This window comes from Acetobacter senegalensis, assembly GCF_001580995.1.
In the GTDB taxonomy this organism is placed as follows: domain Bacteria; phylum Pseudomonadota; class Alphaproteobacteria; order Acetobacterales; family Acetobacteraceae; genus Acetobacter; species Acetobacter senegalensis.
The window spans coordinates 1-18,082 of sequence record NZ_LHZU01000127.1 but is presented as its reverse complement, the minus strand read 5'-3'; the positions used below and the strand labels follow the sequence as shown (position 1 = coordinate 18,082).

11 protein-coding genes and 4 pseudogenes are annotated in these 18,082 nt (G+C 47.1%); 11 read left to right on the top strand and 4 right to left on the bottom strand.

The genetic code is table 11. The annotated features are described in order from the left end of the window. The first annotated feature begins 71 nt into the window (after positions 1–71). Both AD948_RS08140 and AD948_RS08135 read left to right on the top strand, forming a co-directional pair. The gene (locus AD948_RS08140; RefSeq protein WP_061471443.1) at positions 72–497 is read left to right on the top strand and encodes a hypothetical protein; all 426 of its coding nucleotides are present in this window, start codon (positions 72–74) and stop codon (positions 495–497) included. A gap of 170 nt (positions 498–667) precedes the next feature. Next, on the top strand, positions 668–1,276 hold the full coding sequence (locus tag AD948_RS08135; protein WP_156478990.1) for a hypothetical protein: 609 nt from the start codon (positions 668–670) through the stop codon (positions 1,274–1,276). Positions 1,277–1,390: 114 nt separating this feature from the next. Here AD948_RS08135 and AD948_RS08130 read toward each other — a convergent pair. The 4 pseudogenes from AD948_RS08130 to AD948_RS08115 form a co-directional block, all read right to left on the bottom strand. After that, positions 1,391–2,095: pseudogene (locus AD948_RS08130) on the bottom strand (transposase); the annotation flags it as partial. Positions 2,096–2,103: 8 nt separating this feature from the next. After that, positions 2,104–2,367, bottom strand: a pseudogene (locus AD948_RS18685) (DDE-type integrase/transposase/recombinase); the annotation flags it as partial. Positions 2,368–2,463: 96 nt separating this feature from the next. After that, a pseudogene (locus tag AD948_RS08120) lies at positions 2,464–3,626 on the bottom strand (IS256 family transposase). Positions 3,627–3,684: 58 nt separating this feature from the next. Then, positions 3,685–4,050: pseudogene (locus AD948_RS08115) on the bottom strand (IS481 family transposase); the annotation flags it as partial. A 357-nt stretch (positions 4,051–4,407) separates the two neighbouring features. Between AD948_RS08115 and peaA the strand changes: the two are divergent. From peaA to AD948_RS08070, 9 genes are all read left to right on the top strand, one after another. Next, complete coding sequence (gene peaA, locus AD948_RS08110) at positions 4,408–6,231, top strand: quinohemoprotein amine dehydrogenase subunit alpha (RefSeq protein WP_082782366.1); 1,824 nt, start codon at positions 4,408–4,410, stop codon at positions 6,229–6,231. Beyond that, the gene (gene peaB / locus AD948_RS08105) at positions 6,228–7,700 is read left to right on the top strand and encodes a quinohemoprotein amine dehydrogenase maturation protein (RefSeq protein WP_061471440.1); all 1,473 of its coding nucleotides are present in this window, start codon (positions 6,228–6,230) and stop codon (positions 7,698–7,700) included. The genes peaA and peaB overlap by 4 nt, the downstream gene beginning before the upstream one ends. Next, complete coding sequence (qhpC, locus tag AD948_RS08100) at positions 7,697–8,035, top strand: quinohemoprotein amine dehydrogenase subunit gamma (RefSeq protein WP_061471439.1); 339 nt, start codon at positions 7,697–7,699, stop codon at positions 8,033–8,035. The genes peaB and qhpC overlap by 4 nt, the downstream gene beginning before the upstream one ends. A gap of 70 nt (positions 8,036–8,105) precedes the next feature. Beyond that, positions 8,106–9,194, top strand: a complete 1,089-nt coding sequence (locus AD948_RS08095) for a YncE family protein (RefSeq protein WP_211264455.1) — start codon at positions 8,106–8,108, stop codon at positions 9,192–9,194. Positions 9,195–9,215: 21 nt separating this feature from the next. Further along, complete coding sequence (locus AD948_RS08090; RefSeq protein ID WP_156478989.1) at positions 9,216–10,241, top strand: hypothetical protein; 1,026 nt, start codon at positions 9,216–9,218, stop codon at positions 10,239–10,241. Next, positions 10,238–11,938 carry an ABC transporter ATP-binding protein gene (locus AD948_RS08085; RefSeq protein WP_061471436.1) on the top strand — a complete coding sequence of 567 codons (1,701 nt, stop codon included), beginning with the start codon at positions 10,238–10,240 and terminating at the stop codon, positions 11,936–11,938. Before AD948_RS08090 ends, AD948_RS08085 begins: the two co-directional genes overlap by 4 nt. Positions 11,939–12,008: 70 nt before the next feature. After that, positions 12,009–12,722, top strand: coding sequence for a subtilisin-like serine protease QhpE (qhpE, locus tag AD948_RS08080; RefSeq protein ID WP_211264454.1), 714 nt, complete (start codon positions 12,009–12,011; stop codon positions 12,720–12,722). 12 nt (positions 12,723–12,734) lie between these two features. Then, positions 12,735–14,921: a xanthine dehydrogenase family protein molybdopterin-binding subunit gene (locus AD948_RS08075; protein ID WP_061471435.1), complete on the top strand. Its 2,187-nt coding sequence runs from the start codon at positions 12,735–12,737 to the stop codon at positions 14,919–14,921. A gap of 255 nt (positions 14,922–15,176) precedes the next feature. Further along, positions 15,177–17,669: a TonB-dependent receptor domain-containing protein gene (locus AD948_RS08070; protein WP_082782364.1), complete on the top strand. Its 2,493-nt coding sequence runs from the start codon at positions 15,177–15,179 to the stop codon at positions 17,667–17,669. Positions 17,670–18,082: the final 413 nt, after the last annotated feature.

Below are 18,082 nucleotides of genomic sequence, written 5' to 3'. Positions count from 1 at the left end.
CTGCCAACCAGAACCGTGATGCCGCCCACAAGGAGAGTCTGCGTAATGCGTCCCGTGAAGCCAAACAGAAGTTGCAAAGGCTGTATGCGGCCATTGAGAAAGGCGTTGTCGATGCCACCGATCCCACGCTCAGGGAACGGTTTGATGCACTGAAGGCCCGACGGGATGAAACCAGGCGCCTTTGCGCGATGGCGGAAGCTCCGGCGATGGTCGTGCCGGTCATTACCGATGAAATGATCGGACGCTTCTCTCACGATCTGCGGGCAAAGCTGGCCGATGGTCCCGTCGCCATGCGCAAGGAGTATCTCCGCGCGATCGTCGATCGCATAGAGGTCGATGACGGGGAAATCCGTATTTTTGGAAGGAAAGACAGGCTGATGAACCAGCTCGTCTCAGACCGTCCTAAACTGAACTCGAAAGTTCCCAGTTTTGGACGGGAGTGGCGTCCCGAGGGTAACGAAATTGAGAACTGGAACCTATTGATATCGTTGGAATAAAATCAAATGGCTATCTTGTGATGGATTGAGTGTTCGAAACATAGACCTGTAGGCTGAACGTCTGCTTCGGGGGAGAGTGGATGATCGGCTTATCGTCAGGGCAAGACAAGAGACGAACATTGACCATCACATCCTGCGCTTTTTACCTTACCGCTAAGGAAGACCGATAATTGACCACGATTTCAATGCCGTCCCGCTTTCCCTGGATCGGAACAAATTATCATATTTCCCAGATACTTATCGTTGGAGAAAGCCATTATGGTTCACCGGAGCAGAGCGAAGACCTCAATCTGACCCGAAATGTAATTCAGAACATGATTGACGGAACAGCACATCATGCTGCTCTTCAATCTATTGAGCGGTCCTTCACTGGAAATTCAATTTGCTTTCCAGAGAAGTTCTGGGAGACCGTAGCTTTTATTAATTTTTGTCCCGGTATTGTTGATGATTCCCTCGCTGGACGTCACTCAGCCACGCGATCCATGATCAAGGCTGGTGTTCAACTGTTTCCCGATACTTTGCTGAACTTGAACCCGTCTCCCAAAAAGATAGTATTTTTCTCAAAAACCACTTGGGAAGCCACAGAAACATGCATTGGACTGCCTTATGAGCCCCTGCTTCCCGTTGTTGTCGATGGCATCAGTGTCGATTGTGGTCTGTTTAGATCAGATAAAGGGATTTCCTTTGAGGCTATAAATGTTGGTCATCCAGGCGGCCCCTTCCTTGGAGGAGCTAGTCTGAAACACCGTTTCAGACTAGCGTTTCTTAATAGGCTTTAATTATTAGTTGAGATGACACGTGAGTGTCTCTCATGGAGGGATAGTGTTGAAAAACTCATGGTGAAGAGTGAAGGTGTTGCCCAACCACTTCGATATGCGTGCAGCTTTCTTGCCTCAGGTGGGTAAGGCAGGCGCTCCGGTAGGTATCAGTTTCGCCATTTTGCGGAGATTTTGGGCAGCTGCGGCGAGATGGAACTCATCACGGGCGCCGTTTGGTCCTCTGAGCCTCAACCGATCGATCTTCAAAATGCGCTTGAGGTGAGCAAACAGCATTTCGACCTTCTTTCGTTCTCGTCTGGAGATAATATAGGCGTCGGTTAAAGCAATGTCGCGGGCCATATCACGAGCGCCTTCATGAATAGAGCGCAGAACCTTACGATTGGGCTGATTGGGGCAGCATTTTGGTTTGAGAGTGCATACGTCGCACGCCAGTTTCGACGAACGGTATCGAAGTAGGTTGTCGGGAGGGGTGTTTGGTCGATCCGAGTTGATCTTGCGCCACTGCTGCTTCAGTTCCCGTCCGCCAGGACAGACATAAAGATCGTGCACGTGGTCATATGTGAAATCTCGGCGTTCGAAAGTCCCATCCTGCCGGGCAGATTTGTCGAAAACCGGAATGTGAGGTTCTATGCCACGCTCATGAACCAGCGATGCAAAATTTTCAGAGGATCCATAAGCTGTATCCGCAGCAAGCCTTTCGGGCCATATTCCAAACGTTTCCTGCGTACGCTCTATCATTCTGCGTTGCGCCGTAACCTCGGCCTGCCGGATAGCTGTCGTGGTTTCTACATCCATAATGACAGCCGATTTAAGGTCGATGCCGTGCCCCGGTTGCGGGGCTGCTCAGCGAACTGGATGCCGTTGTCTGTCAGGATGGTATGAAGCTGATAAGGGACGACGCCCAGAAGATATTCGAGAAATTCCCAGGCAGTTCGTCTGTTGGCTTTGTCCACAAGCTGCGTCACCGCAAATTTGCTCGTGCGGTCTATGGAGACGAAAAGATAAAGCTTTCCTTCGGCAGTCTGAACTTCGGTAAGATCGAGGTGAAAAAAACCGATCGGATAGCGCTTGAAGTGCTGCCGTTTCGGCTTGCTAGACTGTGTAGAATTTTGTGCGGTGCCATTTTTTCAGGCTATTGGGAAACGATCATCGAACATGATTGCGAGCTGGCATCCGACAGCGTACCATTAGCGCACTGAGCGCTTCCGCTCTGCTGAGGTAGCATTGAGCGCCAGGTAAATCAATTTTGCTGCGGCCTCTTCACTGGGGAAATGGCTGCGGGTGCGCACGGCACGATGGATCTTTGAGTTCAGGGCCTCAATGGCATTTGTTGTGTAAATCAACCTGCGTACTTCCGGAGGATAATCAAGGAACGGAATGACCTCATTCCAGGCCCTGCGCCAACTGGGCGCGATGGCTGGGTATTGTCTGGCCTGATCGCTTTCCTCGAACCCGCCGAGGGCTGCCTCGGCCTCTGTGGCGTCCACTGCTGTGTAGATTGCCTTGAGAGCTGTGGCGACGGCCTTGCGGTTCTTGTAGCTGGCAAAACTCATGGAATGACGGAGCAGATGAACGATACACGTCTGAATGCGGGTTCTGGGGAAGGCCACCTCGATGGCCTGCGGAAAGCCCTTCAGCCCGTCGACTACGGCGATCAGGATATCCTGGACACCCCGATTGCGCAGGTCTCTGAGGACCTTGGCCCAGAATTTGGCTCCTTCATTCGCCTAGAACCACAGCCCAAGAACGTCCCGCGTGCCGTCAGGCAGGATCGCCAACGCCACGAAGGCAGCCTTGTTTGCGACAGTCCCGTCACTGCGGATATTGACCCGGATCGCGTCCATGAAAACGATCGGATAGCAGGGCTCGAGTGGGCGGTTCTGCCAGGCGACGCCTCCTCCATCACGGCGTCGGTCATCGCGGAAATGAGGCTTGGGGAGGCCTCAACGCCATAGATTTCCTCAATATGCCCCTGGATTTCGCGGGTCGTCAGACCCCGGGCATACATGTTGATGATCTTGCGGTCGAACTCGGGAAAGCAACGCTGATACTTTGCAATCAACATCGGATCAAACGTACCGTTCCGATCCCGGGGAATATCCAGAACAACCTTGCCGCTCTCTGTCGTCACGGTCTTCTGGCTCCTGCCGTTTCTGCGATTGAGCGGCAGATTATCGTCAGCAGAGGCGCCATCGGCGCGCTCCTCATCAAGGTGAAGTGTCATCTCCGAGTTAAGCGCTCGCTCCGCCAGAGCCTTCGTCAATTCCGAGAGTATGCCGCTTTTGCCAAACAAGTCGCCAGGTGAACGACCTTCCATCAGGCGGTTCAGAAGATCTTTATCAATGCTCATGCGGGGGCTCCTCTTCGAGCAGATTATCACCGCACCGCACAAAATTCAGGATAGTCCCCGGCTTGTCTCCTTCGATGTCAGGCAGACGTGAAATCCCATGACGCTGAAGACAGCGATGCAGCGCTGAGCGTGTCAGATGCGGAATGGTGGCCTGCAACGCATAAAGGCAATCGTCCAACGGCAGTAAGGTATGCCGACGGAAGGCCACGATCATCGCTTCATCCGCCTCGGACAGGACCGTTGATCGGGGCTCTTTTGGTCCCGTCTTCTGGTCTTCGACAGTCTGACGCTTCCGCCATTTTGCAACTGTTTTCGGGTTGATCCCAAACGCCTTGCTCAGCGCCGCGAGCGAAGCCTGCGATCGCTGTATCGCTGCTCGCACGGCGTGCGTGGTCGTGGCGCTGCCATGACGTATCTGTCCCATAATGCTTCCTTCCACTCACGTGAAAATATCACACCATCAAATCCCAGGACTAAACACCTAGAATGGCGGCATAACAACAACCGGGTATAGCTTATTCAAACCCAAAAACTGTCCGAACGGACGGGGCCACCTCTTTTTGCTCACTGTCATCTCTTGCTGTTCATAGTTTGTTAGAATTGCTTCAGCTTCAAAAAACACGACAACACAAAAATTTCATCATCAGCAACAGGATGGTTGACATTATGTTTCGGTAAAGGAATATTTTAGAACGATTCGGTTTAGCAATGGTTTTGTCGGGGATTACGTTAAGCAATGACTTGCTTAACGTAATTTGGCGACCAAGAGGATCAGTTCAGTATGATCATTTCGTTTACTACTGTTAGCCACTGCTCTTCATCGCTGACTTACACGGTAAGAAAAAAAATACGTCGCACGTTAGGGCTTCTCGTAATTTTGTCTGCGGGGATAGTGTCTCCATCTACGTCCTTCTCTCAATCTCTTGATGCATCTCAAGCAGATAGGGATCCAGCCGATTGGCTTGAGACAGAAGTGGGAATTCCTGTAACCGATCCTCTGACCAAAGAAAAATGTGGTGCTTGCCATACCGCAGATAGCAAAGAAAATCTGTCTCGTATTTCATGGACTAGAGCTACACCAGAAGGCTGGGCGCAAACTCTTAAGCGCATGGTGAAGCTAAACGGCTTATCCCTCACGCCAGATGAGGCGCGTGCAATTGTGAGGTACCTTTCAACATCACATGGCCTTGCTCCTGATGAAGCAAAGCCTGTTATGTATTTTGCCGAACACCGCATTTTGGATGAAACAATCATTCCGAATGATACGTTGCATCAAACTTGTGCAAGTTGCCATGCTTTCGCTCAGGTCATGTCATCACGTCGCAGTTATCGAGAATGGGCTCTTTTGCAAAATATGCACAAAGGGCTCTACCCAACTGCGCAGCATGCTTATGATACACTGGTCGACGCACAGCCTGCTCACGCAGGAGAGGAAAGTGAGCCAAAGAAGCAGGTGCCAGAGTCTCAGGTTGCTCTTGAGTGGCTGAAAAAGAATGCGCAGTTGCATACTCCCGAATGGGCTGCCTGGAGCCCATCTATCCAGATACCAGCCCTATCCGGTAAGTGGTTTGTTAAAGCTAATTTTGTTGGTCATGGGCCACTTATTGGGGAGATGACAGTCACACCAACTGCGTTAGGGAGTGCGACATTTAACACAGAGACCACGTTACGTTCACTTAATGGTCACCAAACCTTTAGCCGTCAGGGTAAGGGGCTTGTTTATGCAGGGTATTCATGGCGTGGCTCTTCTCGTAGTGGTGTTCAGCCGACAAGTCCTGATGATATGGCTGCCCCAATGCGGGAGACTATGTGGTTTGCACCAGACCAGACCAAGGGAACGGGCCGTTGGTATTGGGGAGAATATCATGAGTTCGGTCTGGATGTCATGCTTACCCGTGAAACCGGCACACCAATTCTTGCGCTGGTTTCACCAGCAGCTCTGCAGTCGTCAGCCCAACAAATACAGATCCATCTTTATGGTGATGCGCTACCAACGTCGTTCTCTCTTCAGGATATTGATATGGGTGGTGGGGTTACGATACGAAAAATTGTTTCCGCTACACCACATGAAATCGTGCTTGCCGTTGATGTCGCAGCAAATGCAACTCCTGGGGCGCGCAATGTTGCCATACGGGGCACGGTGTTGCCTAAGGGTTTGACTATTTATTCTCACATTGACTATCTGAAAGTTACGCCACAGACTTCTTTGGCGCATCTGGGCGGTATAAAATACGGTAAGGGCTATCAGCAGTTTTTAGCGGAAGGATGGTCAAATGGGCCGGATGGCAAACCAGGGACGTCTGACGATTTACTGATCAAACCTGTGCCTGTGACGTGGTCACTGGCAGAGTTTTCAACAGTTACTTACGACGATGACGTACAGTTTGTCGGCGCGATTAATCCTGTCACGGGTCTGTTTACACCCAACGTCGAAGGTCCCAACACCAAGCGGCGTTTTATGCGCAATAATTACGGTGAAGTATGGGTGGTTGGCACTGCAAAAACGGATAAAGATGCCAATGGTGTCCCGCTTGTCGGGCGCAGTTATCTTGTCACAACGGTACCGGCATACAAACGCTGGGATCAGCCTGAGGTATCACAATGAACGTTTTACATCATCGAGACACCTCCCTCGCAGTCAGGCCGTATTATCACTGCAGTGAACTTCATGAGTTCAGTGCTGATGGCCATGAATTCATTTATGTTGTAGCAGCAGGTGCAATTTTTGCACTTGATGATGCCGCCAGCGGGGTTCTGGAACAGCTTAAAAATAAACCAACGGAGCATTCGGAACTTATTGCGGCTCTTGTGCAGCAAGGTCACTCCGCGGAAGATGCAGAAGATCTGATTCGTGAACTATTGTTGGTGAGAGTCATTGTAACAGAGCATTTTGCACCTGAAAAACCCGAAGAACCTCCATCAGATTTTCCTTTGCAGGCTTTGGTCTTAAACATTACCAACCAGTGTAACCTAGCATGCACATACTGCTATGAATTTGGATCTGATAAAATTGCAACGCCGCAAGGCAAGAAAAAATTTATGACACTGGAGACAGCAAAGCAGTCTGTTGAATTTTTGCTTGAGAAATCCGCCCAACGTAAAGCTGTTCACATCACTTTTTTTGGTGGTGAAACACTTATGAATTTCCGTTTATTACATGATGTTGTTCTGTTTTCTGAAGAACGTGCTGCGCGAAGCGGGAAGGAAATTACGTTTAGCCTGACAACAAACGCAACGCTCTTGTCTGATGAGATTATAGAGTTTCTATCAGAACACCAAGTGGGGGTTACCGTTAGTATAGATGGACCATCAGATTTACAGAATAAAAACCGTGTTTTTAAAAACGGAAAAGGTTCATATGATGTTATTGAACCCCGTCTACGCAAGTTGATAGAGAAGCATACAAGTCGGGCCATTACCGCTCGCGTTACTCTGACCGATGGCGTAACCGATGTCACTCGTATTTATCGTCATCTTAAAGATGAGATCGGATTTCACGAAATTGGGTTCGCTCCAGTAACAAGCTCAGAAAAGCAATCCTATAGTATCAATGATACTGATATGGGTGATGTTTTGAAGGAGTTTCGTAATTTAGCTGAAGAGTGGTTAAATTTTGCCCTAAATAATCAAATGCACGGTTTTTCCAATGTCTCGGAAACCATAGGCGAGCTCACAAAAGGCGTCAATAAGTCACATCCTTGTGGTGCGGGTCTTGGTCTGCTAGGCGTCAGCCCATCAGGTGATCTTTCTCCCTGTCATCGTTTTACAGATGCCGATAGCCATACTCTGGGAAATATTAATACCGGTATCGATCCAGAAAAACGTACAGATTTTCTTTCTCGTGGTCATATTGGAACTAAATATGACTGCCATACGTGCTGGGCTCGTCCGCTCTGTGCTGGTGGCTGTCACCATGAAGCTTTTGTACGCTATGGCGATACAGGACATGCCAATTTGCATTATTGCGACTGGATCCGTGAGTGGACAGATGCTTGTCTTAAAATATATGGGGTGCTGGCACTAAAAAACCCTGCATTTCTTGAAAAATTTTCTGAGCGGAAAGCTTTATCATGAAACATCTGAAAGCTCTCAACAGCAAAGCTAGACGAATTGAAGATGTGGCAGATCAGTCAGATCAGGATTTTGTGGCACTTCAACAAACAACGCCTCCTCCTCGGCCCCATGTGCCGATGGGCTGTACTCTTTCCTTCTCTCCTGGCTGGGAGGTCGATGCGGGTGGGGGTACGGCTGGTCTCTGCCAGCCAGTAGAGCGCGATATTTACGATTGTTACGTGACCTGCTTCTGGCCTGTACAGGTCCCTGATCATGTCAATTATTCTCCAGATTGGGCCAGTAACTGTGCTTCTGCTACAAAAGACTGGCGTAATCTGGATATTGTCTTCCCGTAAAACGCATAGTCATCCATCTCTGAGTTTAAAGCCTTATTGCTGAATTCCTCCCCAAGGAAGATCTCACGTCATGAAAATTAATGGTCTTAGGACAGCTTTTTGCATGCTAGCTACAACGGTAGCTGTTCAAGCAAATGCAGCAACTATTGTTCTGGGGGGGTATCCAGACCAGCTACAATTTGTTGACGACACAAATGGTCATGTTACTCAAAAAGTAACTATGGAAACTGGACTTCCTTCAAATATTCAGCTTTCGACTGACGGCAAGAAAATTTATGTTATGACGTTGACAGCTGCTGGGCTAGAGGTTGTCGATGCCTATACTCGCAAGGTATTGACGAAATTTTCTTTGAATACTCCTATAGACAAATATCGGTTTCTCGGCGGCGTACCTGATGCTTCAGGTCGCTACTTCTATGCTATCGGTTGGCATATGAATAAACTCCTAGACCGTTACCGTATAGGTAAACCACAATATCTTGTTATAGACATTCAAGAAAAGAAAGTGGTTCGTTCGGCCGATATTGATGATGATGACAAGGTCAGTAACGGTCGTCCTTCTTTTGCGATCTCACCTAATGGTAAAACCTTCTACGTTTTTAGTAAAAAAGTTCTCATTGTCGATACCCATGACCTGAAAGTGACGCGTCGCATTGATTTAGCAATGCCTGACTCTTCATTGAATCGGGACGTGAATATGGGCGGTATCATTCATGCTCAGAGAGACTCTAATCATTATATTTCGCTGTTTCAGTCACAAGACCCCTATATCCATAACAAAACATTTGGTGTGGCTCGTTTTGACCTGACATCCGGCACATTCAATTATACCCCTATTGGCGCTGCTCCTCACACTGTGGAGGGACTTGAAATAAGTCCAGATGGGAAAGACGGTTATGCTATTGAACAAAATGGCGAATATGGAAGTCAGCGTTGTGAAATGTGGCATTTCGATATTAAGAATAATATCGCGGTAAATCACGCAGAATTCCCCTGCCGCCGTAGGTTTTACTTCAGTATGTCATACGATGGAAAAAAACTTTATATCTATGGTGCAGGCTACGATATCGCTGTCTATAATGCCAAAACGCTAAAACAGGAAACAGATTGGGAACTGCGTAACGACATTACTATGGCTGGCATTATTAACTTACCTTAATAACATAGAAAGATATCACTTTTGAGCAGGCAGCCAGATTTGATCGCGATATTAGGAGACGGGATTTCTGCTCGTTGCTGCACACGGCTGCTGGAGCGAAGTGGTATCAAGGTGGGTGTCGATACGCGCCAACGTTCTGGCAACCCAGCTGTTATGCTCAGCGGGGCCACTCTTAATCTTTTGAACGATTGTCTGGGTGAGCGGCTGCCTACAGGCCAATACCACCCAATCACGCGTAGAATTGTGGCCTGGGGTGATAATGATGCAGTGAGTGTGAAACATTCCGGTATTGCATTTGGTGCGCATCAACTTAGTAACCTTCTGCCCCAGCCAGTTTCAGACATAAGGGCGGGCACTGCCGCTGATTTTCTGGTTTTTGCAGCAGCGCCCTTTCCGGAAAGCAGTCACCAGTCTTTTGGTAAACGAATTGGATCAGCGGCAGAGGCTGTGCTTCTATGTAAGGAAGAAAGCAATGCCTGCTGGATTGAATCACTTGATAGTGGATGGATTTTTTTAATTCCAACAGGCTACGGGCAAGGGTGGCTTTTAGGAGTTGGAGATGAACTTGACACTCTTCTCTCCCGCAGCAGGTATCTTCAACGTCGTGTCGTTGTTGCGGAGCCAGCTCGCGCCATATTTGAAACAGCACCCCGCATGTTAAGTCGGCTTTCAGGTCCAAATTGGCTTGCTTGTGGCACAGACGCCATTGCGTTTGATCCTATTTGCGGTGATGGAACAGGCCAAGCGGCACGTGAGGCTGTTCTTGCTGCTGCTGTTATTCAAGCACTGACAGACAGAGACTGTTCAGAAACCTCCCGTGATAAGATTCTTGAGCATTATCATTCTCTCCTGTTGGCTGCTATGCGCCGCCATCTAAGGCTTTGTGTGCAGTTTTATACATCAGGCGGATGTACTCCATGGTGGCGACAGCAGGTTTTAGATCTTATTAAGGGTTTTGAATGGTGTAGTGCACAACTTGAAAAACTACCCGAACCAAAATATGGGCTTCATAATTTTCGTTTAATTCGTAGGTCAACTGCGGCATGAGCACCTTCTCTTCTCCCGCACCGTGGCGTAGCTACAGTTTATTGCGGCCATTTATGAAGCCTTACCTGCGCCCATTAGTTTTTGTTATCTTGATTAGCCTTATGGCAACAGGTCTTGGCCTGTCACAGCCTTGGTTATCACGGCAGATGATAGATGTTGCGCTTATACCACGTAACATAACGGCGCTGATCGAAATTGCTGTAGCGATGGTTATTATCGCAATTGGGGGATACGCTCTGAATATCCTTTCAAGCTATCTGTATATTTCTGCTTCGTCATCTATGCTGTTTGACATGCGAGAGGCTCTTTTGCGGCATTTGCAAACACTCTCGCCGCGTTTTTATGCGCGCTTTCGTCTTGGTGACCTGATGTCGCGTATTAATAGTGATATTAGTGACATTCAACGCGCTACGGCTGATACTTTCCTTTCAGTAGTTAGCAATGTGCTGACTCTTGGTGGGTGCATAGCGCTTATGCTCTGGCTTGACTGGCGAATGGCTCTTTTCAGCGTTGTTCTTATTCCAGTCTGCATGTTTATTTTTATGCATTATCAGAAAAAACTGACGGATCTTACACGTCAGATGCGTGAACGTGGAGCTGATCTGGGGAGTATGCTTGTCGAAACTATCATGGCTATGCGTGTCATTACTGCTTTAAATGCCAAGGAAAACGAAATCGCCAGGTTTAAGGCTGGCAATAACGCGTTTGTTTCTGCCATGATGCGCATGCAATTTACCTCTTTTCTGGCGGGCGCCGTCCCGGGTACAGTGTTAACTCTCACTTCTTCCTGCATTGTGTTATATGGTGGCATACAAGTCATACATGGTCATATGACGATTGGCACTCTTGTTGCTTTCATGAGTTATCAGGCACGTCTTTTTGGACCGGTGCAGGTGCTTATGGGATTAGCGTCTGGATTAAGTTCAGCCCGTGTTTCATTGGCTCGAATTATTGAATTGTTTGAAGCACAACCAGAAGTGCGCGAACGCCCAGATGCCCGTACACTTACGGGTCTCCCTATGACTATTCGTTTTGAGAATGTGTCTCTGTGCCATGGCTCGCGTGATGTGCTACGTGATGTGAGTTTTGAAATTCCACATGGATATTTATGCACAGTGCTTGGTCACAGTGGTGTCGGAAAATCAAGTCTTGCTGACTTAATTGTTCGGAATATAGATCCCGATAAGGGCTCTGTAACCGTTGGTGATTTTGACCTAAAAAAAATCCAGTTAGGTGATCTAAGAAAAAAAATTCTTTTAATTGATCAATCACCGTATCTATTTAATGATACGATCGCTGCCAACATAAGATTTGGTATGCCAGAAGCTACACCCAAAGATATTGCACGAGCAGTACGACTTGCTGGGTTAGAAGGTCTTATTGCTAGTCTACCTGATGGGTTAGAAACACAAACGGGCGAGAGGGGGCAATCCCTTTCAGCGGGGGAACGCCAACGTATCGCCTTTGCACGTGCATTGTTACGCAATCCAGATATCTTGATATTGGATGAACCCGCCGCGGCTCTTGATTCTACGACAGAGCAAATCATTACTTCTGGTTTAAGAGAAGCATTTCCGGCGGCAACACTTATTATCATTACACATCGTCCTGAACTGTCAAAACTGGCAGATCAGATTATTACCCTTAAAGAAGACGGAATACATGTCAGCACTTCGTGGAAGAACATGTATGCCTGAGCTCTCACAACCTCCTTTGCCGCGGCCGCTTGACCATCCATCTTGTCTCTCTGGCTACACGGGAGATGGCGTGCGGATTGCCGTCATAGATAGCGGAGTTAATCCACGCCACCCCCACATTGATGCAAGCCGTCTATTACCGGGAATTGCCATTTATCCGGGTCAAAGAAAAGAATATGGTGAAGACGTAACCACGGACCGTTTAGGGCATGGTACAGCTGTTATGGCCGCGATTCAGGAAAAGGCCCCAGAAGCCCTTTATGTGCCCATTCAGGTTTTTAATGACAGCCTTAAAACAAGTAAAAATGCACTTGTTACAGCTATCGAATGGGCAATTACACAACGAGTTCACCTGATTAACCTTAGTCTGGGTTCAACAAATCCAGCCCATGCTGAAGCACTGATCACAGCTATCGGTAGTGCCAGACAGGCTGGCGCAACACTTATTGCAGCACATGATGTAGACGGGACTGTCTGCTATCCCGGTATCTTGCCTGATGTTGTGGGTGTGACACTGGACTGGGATATACCATGCACAAGCTACCAAGTAATGTCAGAAAACGAAAAGCTGACACTTTCTGCTCCAGGTTACCCGCGAGCAATCCCTGGGCTGCCGCAACGCCGGAACCTTTATGGTGTTAGTTTTTCTGTCGCCCAAATAACAGGTTCATCTGCGTGCTTTCTGCAAGAAATTAGAGAGAGAGGGCTTTCATCCACTCTGGAAGATGTTTTGCGACAGAAAGCTGATGCCTCTTCAGTGCATATTAGCCGATCTCTCACCTGACAGGAGGCCCTAATGTCGCCAGTTTTTGTTCATCATGCCAACAATACCTTAGGTGCGGTGTCTCGCCGTCATTTTTTGGCTGGAGGCGGATTGCTACTGGCATTTGTACAAGCACCCCGCGTACATGCTGAGGCATCGCGCTTTGCTTTATCTGATTCTCCGAAACCGGACATTGCGACAACGCTAGGTGGGCTAGTCAGGATTGGGACAGATAATCAGTTTTCACTTATTGTTCCCAATATAGAAATGGGGCAAGGTATTTATACCACCGAAGCCATGATGATAGCAGAAGAGCTTGAGGTTGCGCTTGAGGCTATAACGGTTTTTACTGCGTTACCACAAGAAGTCAGTGATATTTCACCTATATTTCTGAAATCTCTTTCTACTGGCGGGTCTAAATCTGTGAGAAAAGGGTGGATCCCGCTCAGGCAAGCTGGAGCATCAGCAAGGCTTATGCTGCTAGCTGCGGCTGCTGAGAAATGGAACCTTCCCCAACAAAACCTTCACGCAGAAAACGGAATCATATCTGATGTATCAGGGCGCTATCATGCGCCTTATGGCGATTTCGCCCTTGATGCGGCCCGACAGCATGTGCCTGACCACATTCCTCTCAAGCCTCCTGCAGAATGGAAGCTTATAGGCCATACTTTTCCACGAGTTGATATTCCTGAAAAAGTAACAGGGAAGGCCATTTTTGGTATCGACATACGTGTGCCAGGCATGGTTTTTGCCGCAGTTATGGGGCCTCCTGTCTTGGGTGCAAGTGTAGATAGTATTGATGCAGATAAAACAAAAGCCATACCGGGTGTTTTAGATGTGCTTCACGATGAAGGCACAATTGCTGTTATTGCCAAAAACTACTGGACTGCTCGCAAGGGGCTTGACGCTCTTAAAATAAAATGGAACCAAGGGCCAAACGCTACTTTGTCCTCCGAGGATATAAGAAATATTATTCGGGATGCAACGCACTCCATTCCTGCGGTTGTTGCACGGGATGATACGGGAACAGATGCTGCTTTAAAATCTGGGAAAAATATAGAACAAGCATACCAGTTACCCTTCCTGGCACACGCGCCGATGGAGCCGTTAAATACAACACTGCATGTGCGCGCTGATGGGTGCGATGTCTGGATGGGAACACAGGTGCCTACACGGGCACGCAAGGCAGTGGCGCAAATAACCGGCCTGCCAGAAGAGAAAATAGCCATACATAATTACATGATTGGCGGTAGTTTTGGACGAAGGCTGGCAACAGACTTTCTTGAACAAGCGACAAAATTTTCTTGTAAAATTTCTGCTCCGGTCAAATTTATCTGGAGCCGTGAAGAAGATATAAGGCAGGACCTGTTTCGTCCTGCTTATTTTGATAGAGTGCGTGCGTCACTAGGGGCTGATGGCTTACCGCTTGCCTGGTGCCATCATGTGAGCGGTCCATCAGTTGTAGACCGCTTTGCGTCCGGCGGCCTGCCGGCGGGTAAACTGGATTCCGATGCGGTTGAAGGCGCTGTTCAGACACCTTATGAACTACCGCTTATGCGCGTGACATGGACGCGTGTCCAAACACCAGTGCCTGTAAGCTGGTGGCGTGGAGTTGGACCTGCGCACAATGTGTACGTTGTTGAAAGCTTTATGGATGAACTTGCCGCAGAAGCTCAAATTGATCCCATTGAATATAGGCTCCGTCTTTTACAGAAAAACCCTCGTTCTGTAGCTGTTTTGAAACGTGTTATGCAAGAAAGCCAATGGGGGACAGCATTGCCTGCTAGAACAGGGCGTGGTGTGGCACTACATAATGCGTTTGGTACACATTGCGCGGTGGTGACAGAGGTTGCTGTACCGCAGGGCGGTCCGATCATGATAAAGAAGGTCACAGCCGTGGTTGATTGTGGTATTGCCATTAATCAAGATGCTCTTATTGCACAAATGGAAGGTGGGTTACTTTTTGGATTCACTGCGGCTTTATATGGAGAAATTACTATAAAAAATGGCCAAGTAGAACAAACTAATTTTCATAACTATAGATTGATGAGAATAAATGAAACCCCTTTAATTGACGTGCATATTATCAATAGTGGAGAAGAGCCTGGGGGTATAGGGGAGGTAGGCACTACCTCAGCCTTTCCTGCTCTTGGCAATGCTTTATTCAATGCAACAGGTAAAAGATATAGATCTTATCCATTTCACCAGATGGATTTATGATAAAATCCTCATCTTATTTTATTCCGCATTTACAGTCGACCTCACACAAAATTCCTCTTTGTGCTTATTAAGCAACATCTAGTATTTTACGGAGTCTTTCGTGATATAATCAACTTGACTCTCTTGAGTTTCTAACTGAACGTTCCGGAACCGAACCAAAACGGGGAGCTAAAGAGTAGAATAGTGAATTCCGTAAAAAAATTCATGAACCAAACTAGGTGCTTTGCTAGCACTCTTTTTCCAGGAAGGAAGCATATGAAAGAGTTCCGTTTTTCCTCTCTTTTTTTTCTGAAAATTCTTTTGGTCGGAACGACTGTCCTTTCCTCTGCGGACGCCAAAACCCTCTCTGGAGACAGAAAAAATAAGAGTAAAGTCACGAGTAAGGCTCACGAAATAAGTCCTTCTCATAAAAAAACTGTAACTGGTTATGCGGTTAAACGTCGGTTAGGACCAGCAAAAGGTGGAGAAGAAAGTATTCTAGTGCAAAGAGCGCGTGTGCGTAGTCACGGTGCACAGGTTGCTGTTACACGCGCAGTAATGGATCAGTTTGTTTCTGGCACTAACCCCATGCAAATTCTAGCTCAGACAACACCTGGCGTGAATTTTACTTCATCTGATGCATTCGGTTTGGATACATGGGCAAATAATTTTTATATGCGTGGTTTTACACAAGACCAAATTGGGGCGATGTTGGATGGCATGCCTCTCGGGGGGCAGGGTTACCTCAATTCAAATGGTGTTGCCATTACGCAGGCCATCATCCAAGATGATATTGGCGGCATGAGCATGTCTCAGGGGGCTGGGGCTCTCGATACATTTTCCGCTCAAAATCTTGGGGGTGCTATTTCGTATATAAGTAGCACCCCAAAAGACAAGGCTGGTGGGAAGATCAGTCAAACTTTTGGTAGTTACCAGGCATTCCGTACATATGCGCGTGTTGATAGTGGCATTCTGAACAATACAGGTACAAAATTTTATGCCTCTTTTGCCAGAACAAACAGCAACCTCTGGAAGGGGGTGGGATATCAGAACGAATTACAGGCCGATGCAAAACTGGTCCAACCTGTTGGTGATCGTGGTAAAATAACTGCTTTTTTTGGTTACGGTAATTTTACACAGGCTAACTATATGCCTATGAATCTTAACACTTGGCGCAAAATGGGCCGTAACGCAACTTTTCTCAAACCCGATTATGAAAAAGCAAAACTATGGGCATATTATGCACAGTATACCAATAACGTACCTCCTGGTTATGAAGGTATACTGTCAAATGATGATATTGGTAACTACGTCTGGGATGGTTCCCAGATTCAGAGAACCTATCTTTCCTATATTAATGGACATTTTGATTTATTTAAAAATGTCCGCTCAGACACAACAGCTTATGCGGGGTTAACAAGCGGAACATCTGGTTATACTAATAACTTTGTAACTTCACCAAGTTATGGTGCAGTAAGCCTGAATGCAGATGGAACTGTTTCTGGTGTTCCTATGGCCCTTGGCATGCCGCATCTTTACGGTCAACGTTTGGGTTTTACTCAAAAATTCTCGATAGATGCTCCGAAAAACAACCATATCGATACTGGCATATGGTACGAAAACAACTACTGGAGCGATGACTATAGGCTTTATGAAGATAATCTGAATTCTGGGCACAATTCGAATTCGGACTTCAAAAAAAGCCAGGCCCATACATGGTATGATGATTCATTCAACACGAATACATTCCAGTTTTTCCTTCAGGATCGTTGGACGATTATTCCAGGCATGACTCTGTTGGCTGGCTTTAAATCGCTTACTCAAACGACGCACGGCGGGACAAAAGCCGATTATACTGCGCAGCTAGAGGCTGAAGGATGGAACCCTTATTACCGTCACGCCGTAAATGGCACCATGACAGCATCCGCAGCTTTTTTACCACATTTTAATTTTGACTATAATTTTCTCGATAATCATGAATTTTACTGGGATATTGCTGAAAATTTAAGAGCATATGACTTTAAAACCCAAACCAGTGGCGGCCCATGGGGTGGTTTGGGTAAAAACTCACCTGGTCAGATGGCACAAGATGTATTTGACGCCAATAAAGATAAGCTCCGTCCTGAACGGACGTGGAACTATGTCGTTGGCTATCGTTACAATTCACGTATTTTCTCTGGTTCTGTTGATTTTTATCACACGGATTACTACAATAGACTCGCAACAATTACAGAGGGCGTGAGTAATAATACTTATACAGCTTATATGAATGTCGGTAGGGAAACTGTAAATGGCGCTGATATTCAGGGTGTTATAAGACCTATCAAAGGTCTTTCCATTACCAACAGTTTTGGCTGGGCCGACGCACGCTATCAGTCCAGATCGGTCAATTATGGTGGACAAAATTATGATATTAAAGGTAAAAGACAGGTCTATTATCCAAAATTTATGTATAAAGCAGATCTGACTTATAACTGGCATAGAGCCACGTTTAACTTTAATGTGAATTATCTTAGTTCGCGACCTATTACGTTCATGAATGATCAAAAGGTTCCAGCTTACTGGCTAGGAACACTTGGGCTAGCGTATAATTTTGGAAAAATTGGTTTTGCTCAGAATATTAAAACAAATTTTGGTGTAACAAACTTGTTCAATAAAAATTATATCGGCGGTATTACTGGTAGTGCCGGTATTAGCGGGGATGATAATTACAACCTCTTTGTGGCAGCACCACGTGAGTTTTATGGAACAGTCTCTGCAGAGTTTTAACAGACCTTGACAAAGAGGGAGTTTATCCGTCGAGCAGTCGGCTAACATGGTCTGCTGTCAGTTTCGTAGACAGGAGGATAGTACCAAGTTATTGTGGATGTGACTCCTGCATTACGTATTCTTCTGTTCTGGTTGACCTGATTATAAGGCACTGTTGTGCAGCCTATTTGTAGGTTGCCAACTCTATGGCAACAATTCATGAATGCGGTTGGCTCCGTGTTCGTTGATGTGGGCGAGATAGTTTTGCGACTTGGAGGGATCGAAGAACCGTTAATTGGTTCTTTTTTTGCGTGTTGCTTGCTGGTTTGTTGACCTGATTTTCACTCTGCGTTTTGAGCAGAGTGAAAGTCTCATACTCTGGACTGCTACGCGGCGGCGTTAATCCGCTCCAGTAGGAGAAAGCGGCGCATATT